The following is a 14,430-nucleotide window of genomic DNA, read 5'->3' as shown; positions in this document are numbered from 1 at the left end:
GGGAACTCGTTTCTCTGATCTGTAGGGAGGCGTCGGCGGCGCGCCGGAGGGCAGGTCCGCTTCGCAGGGTAGTGCATGTGCCGCGCCAATATGGCCGGCTGCGTTTGCCCGCATGATACCAGCTACCGGGCCGCCGCCAAAGTCGCCGCCCCCCGCGCAGTAAGGCTGAGGCGTGGTTTTTCTTTGTTCCTGCGCAAGGAAACGCTCGATTTCGTGCCGTTTCGACTAGAATCGCGCATTATCTTTTTGCCTGACCTTGACGCCATGTCTACCGACTTTTCCCCGTATCTAGCCAGCAGCACTTACATCGACAGCGACCATCCTGCCGTGCGCGCCAAGGCGGCTGCACTGGCGGCAGGCGCGGTGGGTGACGCCGCCATCGCGGCCCGCTGCTTTGCCTTCGTGCGCGACGAGATCGCCCATAGCTGGGACTACCAGCGCAATCCCGTCACCTGCCGCGCTTCCGACGTTTTGCAGCATGGCACGGGCTATTGCTATGCGAAGAGCCATCTGCTGGCGGCGCTGCTGCGCGCCAACGGCATTCCTGCCGGCCTGTGTTACCAGCGCCTGGCCGTGGGCGAGGTGGGGCCGCCGTTCTGCCTGCATGGCTTGAATGCCGTGCATCTGCAGGAGTTCGGCTGGTACCGCATCGATGCGCGCGGCAACAAGCCCGGCGTCGCTGCCGCCTTCACGCCGCCACGGGAACAGCTGGCCTTTCCCGTGCTGGCGCCCGAAGAGCGCGACTTGCCGGAAATCTGGCCGGAACCGTTGCCGCAGGTGGTGGCGTCCTTGACCTGCCATGCGACCGTGCAGGATGTGGCGGCGCACTTGCCCGATATCGAATTGTTGCCGCTGTAAAAATAATCCAAAGAAAGAAATCATGAAAAAAATATCCATATGCCTGTTTGGACTGTTGCTGCTGGCCGGCTGCGGCAGCAAGGGCGAGAGCGGCGGGCAGTCGAGCGCCGCGCGTCTCGAAGGCAAGGAAAAGGGCAGCGAGTTCCTTGCCTATGAACATAATGTCAGCGTCGATACGCGCGAGGCGCAAGTGCGGCCCCTGTATGAAAAAGTGGTCGCCGCCTGCAAGGCCGATACGGAAAACGGCTGCCTGCTGCTCGATTCCAGCGTCGACAGCGGCCGCTACGTGCATGCGCGCATCAGCATGCGCGCCAAGCCGGCCGGCATCAAGAAGCTCGTCGCGCTGGTCGCGGCCGAAGGCGACGTCACCAGCCAGGGCACCAAGGTGGAAGACCTGGGCCGTCCCGTGCTCGACAGCAAGAAACGCCTGGAAATGCTCAAGCAATACCAGGCGCAATTGCAAGACCTGGAAAAACGTTCGGGAGCTAACGTCGATGCCCTCATCAAGGTGACCAAGGAACTGGCCACCGTGCAAGTGGAACTGGAGCAGGCGACGGCCGCCAATGCGCTGTTGATGCAGCGTATCGATACGGACTTGTTGAACGTGGCCATCAGCGCCGAAGGCAGGCAATCGTTCTGGCGGCCCGTCAAGCGCGCGCTGGGCAATTTCACGGAAAACCTGTCGGAAGGCGTGGCCAACGCCATCACTGCCATGGCCTACATTCTGCCTTGGCTGATCGCTTTCGTGCTGCTGTTCCCGCTGGGCCGCAAGGGCTGGCGCCGTCTGCGTGGAGCTCCGCGCTAGGATTGATGCCGGGATTGTTGCGTCCTGCGCACCGTTTTACGGCAATTTGAAACCTGGCTGCACAGTCCTTGTGCAGCCAGGTTTTTTTTCGTGCGGCGAGCGCCGCTTGCACCATGGCGGACGCCTGCCGGTGCTGGCATGCATTCTGCTTTAACAACATGGCAGACCCAGCTCGACCCCCACGAACCCATCACAGGAGTCCCCATGTCACGACGCATCATCCTGAAAGCGGCCGCCGCCGGCGCACTGGCCCTGGCCATGTCCACCACCATGCAGGCAGCCTTGGCCGCCGACACGATCAAGGTGGGCATCTTGCACTCCCTGTCGGGCACCATGGCCATTTCCGAAACGTCGCTCAAGGATGTGGCGCTGATGACGATCGCCGAGATCAATGCCAAGGGCGGCGTGCTGGGCAAGAAGCTGGAAGCCGTCGTCGTCGATCCCGCGTCGAACTGGCCCTTGTTCGCGGAAAAAGCGCGCCAGCTGGTGGCGCAGGATAAAGTGGCTGTCGTGTTCGGCTGCTGGACATCCGTGTCCCGCAAATCCGTCTTGCCGGTGTTCAAGGAACTCAACAGCCTGCTGTTTTACCCGGTCCAGTACGAGGGCGAGGAGCTGGAAAAGAATGTGTTTTATACGGGCGCCGCGCCGAACCAGCAGGCGATTCCCGCCGTGGAATACCTGATGAGCAAGGATGGCGGCGGCGCCAAACGCTTCGTGCTGCTGGGCACGGATTACGTGTATCCGCGCACCACCAACAAGATCCTGCGCGCCTTCCTGAAAAGCAAAGGCGTCAAGGATAGCGATATCAGCGAGGTCTACACGCCGTTCGGCCATGCCGACTATCAAACCATCGTCGCCAACATCAAGAAATTTTCCACGGGCGGCAAGACGGCCGTCATTTCCACCATCAATGGCGATTCCAACGTGCCGTTCTACAAGGAACTGGGCAATGCGGGCTTGAAAGCCACGGACGTGCCCGTCGTCGCGTTTTCCGTGGGCGAGGAAGAATTGCGCGGCATCGATACCAAGCCCTTGCTGGGGCACTTGGCGGCGTGGAATTACTTTGAATCCGTAAAGAACCCCGTGAATACGGCCTTCATCAAGCAGTGGAAAGCGTATGCCGTGGCGCAAAAGCTGCCGAACGCGGGTTCTGTCGTGACGAACGACCCGATGGAAGCGACCTATGTGGGCATCCACATGTGGGCGCAAGCCGTGGAAAAAGCGAAATCGACGGACACGGACAAGGTGATCGCCGCCATGGCGGGCCAGAGCGTCAAGTCGCCGTCCGGTTTTACCCTGACCATGGACCCGACCAACCACCACCTGCACAAGCCCGTGATGATCGGCGAGATCAAGGCCGATGGTCAATTCAATGTCGTGTGGAAAACCAAGGAACCGATACGCGCCCAGCCGTGGAGCCCGTTCATCAAGGGGAATGAGGGCAAGCAGAAGCTGTAGGCGCTATCACCCACCAGCAAATGCCGGGGTCGGACCCTGAGGGACTAGGCGTCCCCATCCGACCCCAGTCCTCGCCTTTGGGGTAAGCGCTCGCCCCGTGCAGTTTTTCCATGGAACTTACAATGAGGTTCATCCCCAAACTGCTGGTCCTCGCCTGCCTGTTGCTATCCTCGCTGGCGCAGGCCGCCATCCCCCCCGACCTGCTCAAAGCGCTATCCGGCGACGATCCCGATACCAGGATCGCGGCCGTCGCCCAGATCGCCGCCCTGGCTACGCCCGAGGCCGCCCGGGTGCTGCAAGCCTTGCAGGACGATCAGTTATATGCGGCCCCCGACGGAAAGGTGTATATCGTCGACGGTGAACAGGCATATGAGCCGGCAAGCGGCCAGGGCGTGGCGCTGCCCGATGGCATCGACGGCGTGATGGTCAACAACCGCTTGCGCGCGGCCGTGGCGGGCGCCTTGTCGGGGTTGAAACTGCTGGCGCCCGAGCGGGCCACGCGCCTGGCCGCCGCGCAGGCGCTGCAGCAATCCGTCGATCCCGCACAGGTCCCCCTGATACGCACTGCGCTGGCGCAGGAAAACGATGCTGACATCAAACAGATATTGCAGGTGCTGATCGCCAGCGCCAACCTGCATGCGCCCGACGCCGCCATGCGCAAGGCCGCCGTGCAGGCGCTGGCGGGCAGCAGCGATGCGCGCCTGCTGCCCGCGCTGCAAGCCATGCTGGAGAAAGGACCAGATGGCAAGGCCGGCGAGCCGGACGAGGCCGTGCAGCTGGCCGCCATCGAGACCATGCGCCAGATCAAGGGACGGGTGGCGCGCATGGAGTTCGCCGGCAATGTGTTCTACGGCATTTCGCTGGGCAGCGTGCTGCTGCTGGCCGCGCTGGGGCTGGCCATCACGTTCGGCTTGATGGGCATCATCAACATGGCACATGGCGAATTGCTGATGATAGGCGCGTACACGACCTACCTGTGCCAGCTGTTCTTCCGCAGCTACCTGCCTGGCTTGCAGGATGCGTATCTGCTGGCCGCCTTGCCGGCCGCCTTTTTTGTCGCGGGACTGGTGGGCGTGATGCTGGAGCGCACGGTGATCCGCTGGCTGTATGGGCGGCCGCTGGAAACCCTGCTGGCCACCTGGGGCATCAGCCTGATCCTCATGCAGGCCGTGCGCACGGTCTTCGGCGCGCAAAACGTGGAAGTGGCCAATCCCGCCTGGATGTCGGGCGGCGTCACCGTGCTGGGCGGCCTCGTGCTGCCGTACAACCGCCTGGCCATCATCGTCTTTGCCATCGTCGTCGTCGTGGCCGTATGGCTGATCCTGAACAAGACGCGCCTGGGCCTGTTCGTGCGGGCCGTCACGCAGAACCGCCGCATGGCCGATTGCGTGGGCGTGGCCACGGGCAAGGTCGACATGCTGACCTTCGGTCTCGGTTCCGGCATCGCGGGACTTGGTGGCGTGGCCCTGTCGCAGCTGGGCAATGTCGGGCCGGACCTGGGCCAAAGCTACATCGTCGATTCCTTCATGGTGGTGGTGCTTGGCGGCGTGGGCCAGCTGGCCGGCACCGTGATCGCCGCGCTGGGGCTGGGTGAAGTCAACAAATTCCTCGAGCCGGTGGCGGGCGCCGTGCTGGCGAAGATCGCCATTCTGGTGTTCATCATCATTTTCATCCAGCGCCGGCCGCAGGGCCTGTTTGCCATGAAGGGACGCAGCGTCGAATGACTACCTCCTATCAAATCAAGCCTGGCCTGTTCACGCGGCCCGTCTGGCTGGCCATCGCCGGATGCACTGTGCTGGCGGCGTTGTTGCCGGTATTTAACCTGGCGTTTGCCGAAGGGCATGCGTTGCACGTGTCCGCCTACACGGTGGCGCTGGTGGGCAAGTTCATGTGCTATGCGCTGGCCGCGCTGGCGCTGGACCTCGTCTGGGGCTACACGGGCATATTGTCCCTGGGCCACGGCGTGTTCTTTGCCCTGGGGGCGTATGCGCACGGCATGTATCTGATGCGCGCCATCGGCGACCAGGGCCAGTACCGCAGCAGCCTGCCCGACTTCATGGTCTTTCTCGACTGGAAAACCTACCCCTGGTACTGGGCGTTTACGGAACATTTCTGGTACTGCATGGCGCTCGTCGTGCTGGTGCCGGGCGTGCTCGCCTTTGTGTTTGGCTACTTTGCCTTTCGCTCGCGCATCAAGGGCGTGTATTTTTCCATCATCACCCAGGCGATGACGTATGCCTTCATGCTGCTGTTCTTCCGCAATGACACTGGCTTTGGCGGCAACAACGGTTTCACGGATTTCAAGACTATCCTCGGCCATAGCATCACGGCGCCCGCCACGCGGGCCGTGCTGTTCCTGCTGACCCTGGCCTTCCTGCTGGCGGCCTTGATCGGCGCGCGCGCCATCGTCCGCTCGAAGCTGGGCCGGGTGCTGCAGGGCGTGCGCGACAGCGAGGCGCGCTTGATGTTCCTCGGCTACAACCCGCTGTGGTTCAAGCTGTTTGTGTGGACCTTGTCGGCCGTGCTGTGCGGCATCGCCGGCGCCCTGTACGTGCCGCAGGTGGGCATCATCAACCCGTCCGAAATGTCGCCGGCGAACTCCATCGAGATGGTCGTTTGGGTGGCCGTGGGCGGACGTGGCACCTTGATCGGCCCCATCCTGGGCGCCTTCACCGTCAACGGCTTGAAAAGCTGGTTCACGGCTGCCTTGCCGGAACTGTGGCTGTTCGCGCTGGGCTTGCTGTTCATCGTCGTGACGCTGTTCATGCAGCAGGGCATGCTGGGCGTGCTGAACAAGCTCAAACGTAAAAAACCCGCCGCCATGGCAGAGGAGGCCGCATGAGTATCCGCATGTTGCCCGGCATGGCCAGCGCGGAAGCGGGGCCGACGTACTCGCGCGTGAAAGGCGAGGGCGTCGATACGACGCACGGCGCCATTCTGTATCTGGAAGACATCAGCGTGTCGTTCGACGGCTTCAAGGCCATCAACAAGCTCAGTCTCGATATTTCCGTGGGCGAATTGCGCTGCATCATTGGTCCGAACGGGGCGGGCAAGACGACGATGATGGATGTGATCACGGGCAAGACGCGTCCCACGTCCGGCACGGCCTGGTTTGGCCAGACCATGAACCTGGCCACCATGACGGAAGCGCAGATCGCCCATGCCGGCATCGGCCGCAAGTTCCAGCGCCCCACCGTGTTCGAGCAGCACACGGTGTTCGACAACCTGGAGCTGGCGATGAAGATGGACAAGCGCGTGGCGCCCACCCTGTTTGCGCGCCTCACGTCCGAGCAGGCAGGCAAGATTGAAGCGATATTGCGCCTGATCCGCCTCAACGGCCAGGAGGCGCGGCCGGCGGGCTTGCTGTCGCACGGGCAAAAGCAGTGGCTGGAAATCGGCATGCTGCTGATGCAGGAGCCGCAGCTGATTTTGCTGGACGAACCCGTGGCCGGCATGTCGGATGCGGAAACGGCGCGCACGGCCGAGTTGCTCAATGAATTGCGCGGCAAGCATTCGATCATGGTGGTCGAACACGACATGGGTTTTGTGACGGAGATTGCCCGGCAAGGCATCGTTACCGTGCTGCATGAAGGCACCGTGCTGGCGCAAGGCCGCATGGACGAGGTGCAAGCGGACGAGCGGGTCATCGAAGTCTATCTGGGAAGGTAATAGGGGAGATCACAGACTATGCTGGAAGTGCAACAGTTAAATCAATACTATGGCTCCTCGCACACCTTGCGCGGCATCAACCTGTCGGCGCGCAAGGGCGAATGCCTGGCCTTGCTGGGCAGGAATGGCGTGGGCAAGACGACCTTGCTGAAATGCCTGATGGGCGTGCTGCCCGTGGCGCAGGGCAAGGTGGTGTTCCATGGACGCGACATCACCAGGCTGGCGCCCCATGCGCGGGCAAAACTGGGCATCGCTTACGTGCCGCAGGGCCGCGACATCTTTGCGCGCCTGACGGTCGAGGAAAACTTGCTGATGGGTATGGCGAGCAAGGGCGGCCGGCAAGCTGCGCGCATCGATCCCCACGTGTATGAACTGTTTCCGGTGCTCAAGGAGATGCTGCAGCGGCGCGGCGGAGATTTATCGGGCGGGCAACAGCAGCAACTGGCCATCGCCCGCGCCCTGCTGGCCGAGCCGCAGCTGATCATCTTCGACGAGCCGACGGAAGGCATCCAGCCCTCCGTCATCAAGGATATCGGCCGCGTGATCAGCCTGTTGAAACAGCGGGGCGACATGGCCATCGTGCTGTGCGAACAGTATTTTGATTTTGCCCGCGAACTGGCCGACGAATTCATCGTCCTGTCGCGCGGCAGTGTCGTCGCCAGCGGCAAGGCGGAACAGATGGATGGCGAGGACGTGAAGCGGCACCTGGCCGTGTAAGGTCAGACGAGCTGGAACCAGCCCAGCACGGCGCCGGCTGCCAGCAGCCACAATAAATGGATCTTCGTGCGCCAGATGATCAGGCCAGCCACGATGGACAGGCTCCACAGGGGCCAGTCCGTGCGGATGTCATGGTTGGCGCCGCCCAGTATCATGCCCGTGGAAATCAGCAGGGCGACGACGATGGGCGCCATGCCTTGCTTGAAGGCGCGCACGGGGCGCAGGTCGCGGTTGCGGTAGCCCCACTGGGCCGCCACGTAGGTGAGGGTGGTGCTGGGCAGCATGATGCCCACCATGGTCACCAGCACGCCGAGGTAGGCCGCCGCGTAGCTGCCCGCGTTCATGCCCACGTTCCAGCCCATCAGGGCGACGAACAGCACGTTGGGGCCGGGCGCGGCCTGGGCGATGGCGATCGACTCGTTGAATTGCGCCTGTGTCAGCCAGCCATGCTGCTCGACGAGGAAGCGGTGCATTTCGGACGTGGTGGAAATGGCGCCGCCGATCGACATCAGCGACAGCATCAGGTAGTGGCCGAACAGGTTCAGCCAGTCGCCCGCGCTCAACACCAGTTGCAGGGGCGGATTCATGCGGACAGCTTTCGGTAGGTCAGCAGGCAGCCGATGCCGCCCAGCCCCAGCAGGATGTACAGCAGGGGCCAGCGGAAGATCGCCACCATCAGCACGCCGAGCACGGTGATGGACAAGGTCAGCCACAAGGGCAGCGGATGCTTGCCCAGCGCGGCAGCCAGTTTCACGCCCGTGGCGGCGATCATGCCGGCCGAGACGGCCGCCATGCCGCGCAAGGCGCCCGCCATCTGCGCATTGTCGCCAAAGCGCGTGTACAGCACGCCCAGCACGAGCACGATGAGGAGGGGCACGGCCAGCATGCCGGCCAGCGCCGTCAGCGCGCCTTTCAAACCGAAATAGCGCCCGCCCACCATCAGCGACAGGTTGACGACATTTGGCCCGGGCATGATTTGCGCCACGGCCCAGTCTTCCAGGAATTCTTCCTGCGTCAGCCAGCGCTTGCGCTCGACCATCTCGCGCTGGATCACGGCCAGCACGCCGCCGAATCCCTGCAGGGCCAGCCAGGTGAACGAGAAGAACAGGTCGGCAAGCGAGGCGGGTTGCGGGCGGGGCAGGTCGGGCTGGATGGAGGAGGGGGATGGCATGGCTGATTATCGCCGTGGCCGATCGCGCTTGTCCATCGCTTTCGGCTGCGCTTGTGCCTGCAAGAAAAAAACCGTGGCTCATGTTTCCCTGCCATTGACATCGAGAGTTTATCGGCAATACTTTTATCGGCAACATGACCGCTATCCCTGTCCGGGCTGTCGCGGGTCGCACCGCTACGCCGTCTCCTCCCTCCGTCCCCTTCGCAGGAGTTGTTCATCATGCCTCATTCCACAGAAACGCTGCATATGCCCGTCAAAACCGTGGTGCTGCATACCCGGGTCGACCAGAAGATGTGCGATATCGTCAATCTGGGCATCGCCGTGCAGGCGGCCTTCAGTACCTTGTGCGCGCTGGAATACCTGAAGTCATACAATGTCGCCCCGGAACTGATCGAGCGCGTGCTGCTGCATCCCGAGCAGCGCCGCCAGACCGTGCATTGAGTATCCCCACGGCAACTGTGTTGCCGGAGGCCGCGATCCGCTGTTGTCGGATTGATCATTACGGCTCAGTTATGCACAAATGATGAGTTAACGAAATTGGCGAAATAATTTTCTTGTGATTATGTGTGAGTTTCTAAGTGCTTGATTTTAATGTGTTTTATTTTTGCTGTTTGATTGAGCAGTTTATTGAAAGCCGCACGGGCTGTGGCTTTGAGGCCTGTCAATAGGCCCTTATCCACAAAGATATCCACAGTCCGTGTGGATATCTGAAAAAGCGCTTAACAATCCGCCACTTAGGAAATGGGAGCCGCCCAACCCATGCAATCGGCGGGCAAGATGGGCCAAAACGGGGCATTCCACAAGCCTGTATGCCTATCCAGTGCTCTTGTTTTTATGACTGAAAGTAGCGGCCGCTGGTCAGGGCGTGCCGCTGGCCGGCGCCGCCGGCGTGTCGCCGCACTGGGCCAGCGCGGCAGCGAGTTCGGTAACCTGTTGCTGCGCTTCGCGCAAGGTGGCATAGGTGCGCAGCGAGGCGATCACGGTGGTAAACAACTTGCGCGTGGTGAGGTCGGTCTTGCACCAGAAATCGTTGATGTCGTAATCGATGATGATGCGGTGTTCCAGGGCCTGGCCTGGCTGGCCCGTGCGCAGGATGATGCGCACGGCGCTGTTGTGCAGTTCTTCACGGACTTGGCGCGCCACTTGCAGCCCGGCATCCTGGGTTTCCATGATGACATCGAGCAGCACCACGGCGATATCAGGCGTGCTGCGCAGCAAGGCCAGCGCCTCGGCGCCCGAATACGCGTGCAAAAAGCTCAGCCTGCGTCCCTGGAAGCTGGCTTGGCTGAGGGCGAACTTGGTCACCACATGCACATCGACATCGTCATCGACAATCAGCACGCGCCAAGGCGCCGCAGTGGACGGTTCTGCCGCCGCGTCTGTCCGTCCCAGCGGTTCGTCGACCAGCCAGTCGGGTTCGTCCGCCTCCTTGGCGGCGCTATCGCTATCTATATTCATGCGTTTATCCACCGTTGATCGTACTCGCTACTCCACACTATGCCAGTCTGCGGGGTTTGTCAAAACAATGCTGTTCAAGCAAGACGGCCTCGCGCCACATCGGCTTATGCACAGCAAAAATATATTTTCACGGTGGCAGATTAAGTTTGCGCCAGCGCAAATTCATGATTGCAAGTCATTGATTTCATTGGGGTAAAAAATTGCCTGTGAAATCAGCAAATTATTGAAACCCGCATCAATACTGGCGTTGCGGCTTGTCAAGAGGGGCTTATCAACAACTTTATCCACAGTTGCTGTGGATATCTAAAAAAGCCGTGAAAAAACCGGGGCTTAGCGCCGATTCGTACGGCGGGGTGGAAGCATTCATGCGGCCAGCCCAAGCCCGCCCAGTTGGGCAAAGGCATGCAGGAAGCGCTGCTTGGCTTCGGCCGGACCCATGGCCTCGATTATACCGGGCAAGGGGGCGATGCCGTCAAGGTAAGCCCAGCGTTCGGCCGAGTGCGGCATCAGGTCGCGCTTTTCCGTGGCCAGCGCGATCAGGTCGGCCCGCTTGATGGGCGCGTAATCGGAAAAATCCAGCCCATACGTGGCGGCGATGATGGCGCTGACCTTGTCTTCCAGTACGGCAAATTCCGGCAGCAACACTTTCAAGGGTTTCACCATGTCGCCCAGGTAGGCTTCGGCCGCGTCGTGCAGCAGGGCGGCCAGGCGCAAATGGGGGGGCACCAGTTCGGCGACGATCAGGCTGTGCTGGGCGACCGAGTAAAACACTTGCGTCTGTCCATTGAAGCGGCACTGGTAGGCGAGGCCGTGGGCGATGTCCTCGATGGCGACCTTGTCGATATGCGGGCGCAAGGGATAAAAACGGTTGCCTGAATAGGTGGAAACGTAGTCGGTGGTAATCATTGCCATGGCATGGTGCTCGGAATGCTCAAGATGCTTCATCGTACACCCGATGGCATGGGCTTGCCCCGGCTGCCGTGCGCAAGCGGCTTTCTGCCGGGATCGCCTCCAAGCCTATGCATCTTGGTAAATCCTTTAATTTATTTCATATCATTCATTGATATTTCTCAAATACACTGTAGAAATCTTGTTTGACTGAAACTTAAAGGGGACAGGGCAATGACGGCGACACCTTCGGCAAGACCTTCGTATATCTATCAGGGCGGTTCGGTGATGATGCACTCGCCGCTGCAATTGAAACAGTCGGAAATGTACGGTTATTTCGTCAGGGGCGAGCTGGCGAAACTGCAAGCGACCGTGAATACCACCCTGAACCAGGTGGCGGGCAGCAAGATGACCCTGAAAGCCCTGTCGCCGTATGTCATGCTGACGTTTACGCGCGTCAACCATGCGGACTCCGCCAACCCCGTCGACCAGGCCAAGGGCTGGATCACGGAAGTCGACATCGTCACCTGGATCATGGTCGGCCAGATGGATGCCGAGGGCAAGCTTGCGCATATCTACTGGTATCCGTGCCATATCTTCGTCGATGACGCGATGGCCCTGATCAACGGGCGCGAGCTGTTCGGCTATCCGAAATACCTGTGCGACTACGAGATTCCCGCCGCCGGCAGCGAGCCGCTGCGCTGTTCCGTGGCTGCCAAGGGCTTCCAGCATTTTTCGCCGGAAACGAAACTGGCCCTGCATCCGTTGCTGGAAGTCAACGCCACCGTGCAGACAGGGCAGCACAAGAGCGTCAACAGTTTCCTGGAACTCATCGAGCAGGCGTTCCAGATTTTCCTCTCCATCCCCGATTTCTTCGACATGGACCAGGCCGGCTGGGCCGATATTTTGTCCTTGCTGCGCAACCCCCGTATCGACCAGATATTCCTCAAGCAATTCCCCGACAGCGCCGGCGTGAAAGCCGTGTACCAGGCCCTGGTGGCCGCGCCCGCCGAGATCAACCGCCTGCACAGCGCGCGCCTGCTCGGCTATGAGTATGAATGCACGCTGCACGCGTTCGACAGCTTCCCGCTGGACCAGACCCTGGGTCTCAAACTGGGGCCGCAGGCGGCGATATTGCCCTTCCAGGTGAATTTCGACTTCACGGCCATGCCGGGCGAGGAGCTGGTCGACAATTCCCGCATCGCGCCGGAAAAGATCGCCATCCTTGGTGGTGGCGTGGCTGCCATGACCACGGCGTATTATCTGACGAACCAGCCGGGCTGGCAAAACCGGCATGCCATCACCGTCTACCAGCTGGGCTGGCGCCTGGGCGGCAAGGGGGCCAGCGGGCGCAATGCACAGGTGGGCCAGCGCATCGAGGAACACGGCCTGCACATCTGGTTCGGCTTCTACGCGAACGCCTTCAAGATGATCAAGGAAGCGTACGCGAGCCTGGACCGTCCGCCCGGCGCGCCGCTGGCCACCTGGCGCGACGCTTTCAAACAGCACGATTACGTGGCTCTGTCGGAAGACGTCAAGGGCAAGTGGCGCAACTGGTCCATCGTCTTTCCCACCTTGCCGGGCGAACCGGGCGAGGGCGGCGAAGACATCACCCTGTGGCAGATGGCCATCGCCATGGTGGGCTGGATCGAGCAGTGGATCCGCCAGATCCGGCAAGTGGCGGATGCCGACGCGCGCATCGTGCGCGCCAGCGCATCGCAAGGCGAAGGCGTGTGGCCGGGCTGGCTGCGCCGCCTGGCCGACGAAGTGGTGGGGCAGGCCGACGAACTGGGCCTGGACGTGGGCCTGTCCGTGGGCGCGCTGGTGGCGCTGGTGGCCGACCTGGCGCCCGATTCCACGCGCCACGACCAGGCGCGCCACCAGCTGCTGGCCAGTACCCTGAACGGCATCCGCGCGTGGCTGCGCCTGCGCTACCGCGCCCTGATCGACGGCGACGATGAATTGCGCCGCCTGTTCATTTGCCTGGACCTGGGCATCACGGTCATGAAGGGCATGTTCGAGGATGGCGTGTTCAAGAACGGCTTCGACGTCATCAACGATATCGACTTCCGCGCCTGGCTGAAAAAACATGGCGGCGATGAGCAGTTCAGCGTCAATTCGGCGCCCGTGCGCGGCTTCTATGACCTGGTGTTCGCCTACGAGGGCGGCGATTTTGCGAAACCGAATATCGAGGCGGGCACCTTGCTGCGGGCGATGGCGCGCATCGGCCTGGCCTACAAGGGCGGCATCATGTTCAAGATGCAGGCCGGCATGGGCGACACGATTTTCACGCCGCTGTACGAAGTGCTGCGCAAGCGCGGCGTGGAATTCAAATTCTTCCAGCGCGTGGAAGAGCTGGTGCCGGGCGCGGGCGACATCGACAGCATCCGCATCACGCAGCAGGTGCAATTGAAGGACCCCGCCGCCGGCTACGCGCCGCTGGTGGACGTCAAGGGACTGGCTTGCTGGCCCAGCGCGCCCGATTATGCGCAGCTTGATCCAGCGCAAGCGGCCCTGCTGCAAGCGCAGGAAGTCAACCTGGAGTCGTACTGGAGCGACTGGCCGCAGCAGTACCAGCAGGCGTTCGGCCGGCAGCTGCCCGCCACGGTATTGAAGAAGGGCGTCGACTTCGACAAGGTGGTGTTCGGCATTTCCATCGGTTCGCTGCAGGCCCTGTGCCCGCAACTGCTGGCGCAAAGCCCGGCCCTGCAACTGGCGGCCGACAAGGTACAGACCGTGGCCACGCAGGCCTATCAGGTATGGCTCAACAAGAATCTGGGGCAGATGGGCTGGACCACGCAGCCGAAAGGCCAGCAGCCGGTGCTGTCGGCCTTCACGGAGCCGTACGACACATGGGCGCCGATGGACCAATTGTTGGCGCACGAAGACTGGCCGGTGGGGCATGAACCGAAAAATGTCTCGTATTTTTGCAGCGCCTTCCCCGTCGACAGCTACCCGCCCGTCACCGACACGGATTTCCCGGCCCGCTGCGCGGCCAGGGCGAAGCAGGGCGCGCTGCACCAGCTGGAGCGCGAGATCGGCGTGCTGTGGCCCGAGGCGGGCGGGCCGGGCGCGTTTCCGTGGCAATGGCTGGTCGATGCGAAGGAGGGGGCGGGGCCGGCGCGCTTCGACAGCCAGTACTGGCGCGCGAATGTCGACCCGTCCGAGCGCTACGTGATGTCGGTCGTGGGCAGCACGCAGTACCGGCTGGCCACCGACCAGTCGGGTTTCAGCAACCTGTTCCTCACGGGCGACTGGATCAAGACGGGCATCAATGCGGGCTGCGTGGAGGCGGCCGTGATGGCTGGCATGCAGACCTCGCGTGCCATGACGGGCTATCCGGCCGTGATCCAGGGGGAGACGGATTTTTAGTTATTTCGCTATGATGGCGTTTCATTGTTCCCTG

At 62.0% G+C, this 14,430-nt stretch carries 13 protein-coding genes; 9 read left to right on the top strand and 4 right to left on the bottom strand.

The window, feature by feature from the left end; all coding sequences use genetic code 11:
• Positions 1-264 precede the first annotated feature (264 nt).
• From BLT98_RS05935 to urtE, 7 genes are all read left to right on the top strand, one after another.
• Positions 265-858 carry a transglutaminase-like domain-containing protein gene (locus BLT98_RS05935; RefSeq protein ID WP_092606974.1) on the top strand — a complete coding sequence of 198 codons (594 nt, stop codon included), beginning with the start codon at positions 265-267 and terminating at the stop codon, positions 856-858.
• 22 nt (positions 859-880) lie between these two features.
• Complete coding sequence (locus tag BLT98_RS05930) at positions 881-1,663, top strand: DUF4349 domain-containing protein (RefSeq protein WP_092605913.1); 783 nt, start codon at positions 881-883, stop codon at positions 1,661-1,663.
• A gap of 204 nt (positions 1,664-1,867) precedes the next feature.
• Positions 1,868-3,121 carry an urea ABC transporter substrate-binding protein gene (gene urtA / locus BLT98_RS05925; RefSeq protein WP_034779157.1) on the top strand — a complete coding sequence of 418 codons (1,254 nt, stop codon included), beginning with the start codon at positions 1,868-1,870 and terminating at the stop codon, positions 3,119-3,121.
• Positions 3,122-3,243: 122 nt separating this feature from the next.
• Positions 3,244-4,845 carry an urea ABC transporter permease subunit UrtB gene (urtB, locus tag BLT98_RS05920; RefSeq protein ID WP_092605911.1) on the top strand — a complete coding sequence of 534 codons (1,602 nt, stop codon included), beginning with the start codon at positions 3,244-3,246 and terminating at the stop codon, positions 4,843-4,845.
• Positions 4,842-5,963 carry an urea ABC transporter permease subunit UrtC gene (urtC, locus tag BLT98_RS05915; RefSeq protein WP_092605909.1) on the top strand — a complete coding sequence of 374 codons (1,122 nt, stop codon included), beginning with the start codon at positions 4,842-4,844 and terminating at the stop codon, positions 5,961-5,963. The genes urtB and urtC overlap by 4 nt, the downstream gene beginning before the upstream one ends.
• Positions 5,960-6,790, top strand: a complete 831-nt coding sequence (gene urtD / locus BLT98_RS05910; RefSeq protein WP_092605906.1) for an urea ABC transporter ATP-binding protein UrtD — start codon at positions 5,960-5,962, stop codon at positions 6,788-6,790. Before urtC ends, urtD begins: the two co-directional genes overlap by 4 nt.
• 18 nt (positions 6,791-6,808) lie before the next feature.
• Positions 6,809-7,507: an urea ABC transporter ATP-binding subunit UrtE gene (urtE, locus tag BLT98_RS05905; RefSeq protein WP_034779148.1), complete on the top strand. Its 699-nt coding sequence runs from the start codon at positions 6,809-6,811 to the stop codon at positions 7,505-7,507.
• 2 nt (positions 7,508-7,509) lie between these two features.
• Here the strand turns inward: urtE and BLT98_RS05900 are convergent, their stop codons facing one another.
• Both BLT98_RS05900 and BLT98_RS05895 read right to left on the bottom strand, forming a co-directional pair.
• On the bottom strand, positions 7,510-8,094 hold the full coding sequence (locus tag BLT98_RS05900; RefSeq protein WP_034779146.1) for a chromate transporter: 585 nt from the start codon (positions 8,092-8,094) through the stop codon (positions 7,510-7,512).
• Complete coding sequence (locus BLT98_RS05895; RefSeq protein WP_052139945.1) at positions 8,091-8,678, bottom strand: chromate transporter; 588 nt, start codon at positions 8,676-8,678, stop codon at positions 8,091-8,093. The genes BLT98_RS05900 and BLT98_RS05895 overlap by 4 nt, the downstream gene beginning before the upstream one ends.
• A gap of 219 nt (positions 8,679-8,897) precedes the next feature.
• Here BLT98_RS05895 and BLT98_RS05890 point away from each other — a divergent pair, with 219 nt between their 5' ends.
• Positions 8,898-9,119, top strand: a complete 222-nt coding sequence (locus tag BLT98_RS05890) for a hypothetical protein (protein ID WP_092605904.1) — start codon at positions 8,898-8,900, stop codon at positions 9,117-9,119.
• A 417-nt stretch (positions 9,120-9,536) separates the two neighbouring features.
• On the opposite strand, the gene BLT98_RS05885 is transcribed toward BLT98_RS05890, so the two are convergent.
• On the bottom strand, positions 9,537-10,136 hold the full coding sequence (locus BLT98_RS05885; RefSeq protein WP_083299743.1) for a response regulator: 600 nt from the start codon (positions 10,134-10,136) through the stop codon (positions 9,537-9,539).
• A gap of 363 nt (positions 10,137-10,499) precedes the next feature.
• On the bottom strand, positions 10,500-11,048 hold the full coding sequence (locus BLT98_RS05880; protein WP_092605902.1) for a phosphohydrolase: 549 nt from the start codon (positions 11,046-11,048) through the stop codon (positions 10,500-10,502).
• 210 nt (positions 11,049-11,258) lie between these two features.
• Between BLT98_RS05880 and BLT98_RS05875 the strand changes: the two genes are divergently transcribed.
• Entirely contained in the window at positions 11,259-14,396 is a 3,138-nt protein-coding gene (locus BLT98_RS05875) for an NAD(P)-binding protein (RefSeq protein WP_244517403.1), read from the top strand.
• Positions 14,397-14,430: the final 34 nt, after the last annotated feature.

The sequence above is a fragment of the Janthinobacterium sp. YR213 genome (assembly GCF_900099875.1).
Classification (GTDB): Bacteria; Pseudomonadota; Gammaproteobacteria; order Burkholderiales; family Burkholderiaceae_D; genus Janthinobacterium; species Janthinobacterium lividum.
The sequence above is the reverse complement of the archived record's forward strand: the minus strand, read 5'-3'. Positions and strand labels throughout refer to the sequence as shown.

Excerpts from the sequence above, each read along its gene's own strand:
- BLT98_RS05935 (WP_092606974.1), top strand. The coding sequence starts at position 265 with ATGTCTACCGACTTTTCCCCGTATCTAGCCAGCAGCACTTACATCGAC.
- BLT98_RS05930 (WP_092605913.1), top strand. The coding sequence starts at position 881 with ATGAAAAAAATATCCATATGCCTGTTTGGACTGTTGCTGCTGGCCGGC.
- urtA (WP_034779157.1), top strand. The coding sequence starts at position 1,868 with ATGTCACGACGCATCATCCTGAAAGCGGCCGCCGCCGGCGCACTGGCC.
- urtB (WP_092605911.1), top strand. The coding sequence starts at position 3,244 with ATGAGGTTCATCCCCAAACTGCTGGTCCTCGCCTGCCTGTTGCTATCC.
- urtC (WP_092605909.1), top strand. The coding sequence starts at position 4,842 with ATGACTACCTCCTATCAAATCAAGCCTGGCCTGTTCACGCGGCCCGTC.
- urtD (WP_092605906.1), top strand. The coding sequence starts at position 5,960 with ATGAGTATCCGCATGTTGCCCGGCATGGCCAGCGCGGAAGCGGGGCCG.
- urtE (WP_034779148.1), top strand. The coding sequence starts at position 6,809 with ATGCTGGAAGTGCAACAGTTAAATCAATACTATGGCTCCTCGCACACC.
- BLT98_RS05900 (WP_034779146.1), bottom strand. The coding sequence starts at position 8,094 with ATGAATCCGCCCCTGCAACTGGTGTTGAGCGCGGGCGACTGGCTGAAC.
- BLT98_RS05895 (WP_052139945.1), bottom strand. The coding sequence starts at position 8,678 with ATGCCATCCCCCTCCTCCATCCAGCCCGACCTGCCCCGCCCGCAACCC.
- BLT98_RS05890 (WP_092605904.1), top strand. The coding sequence starts at position 8,898 with ATGCCTCATTCCACAGAAACGCTGCATATGCCCGTCAAAACCGTGGTG.
- BLT98_RS05885 (WP_083299743.1), bottom strand. The coding sequence starts at position 10,136 with ATGAATATAGATAGCGATAGCGCCGCCAAGGAGGCGGACGAACCCGAC.
- BLT98_RS05880 (WP_092605902.1), bottom strand. The coding sequence starts at position 11,048 with ATGGCAATGATTACCACCGACTACGTTTCCACCTATTCAGGCAACCGT.
- BLT98_RS05875 (WP_244517403.1), top strand. The coding sequence starts at position 11,259 with ATGACGGCGACACCTTCGGCAAGACCTTCGTATATCTATCAGGGCGGT.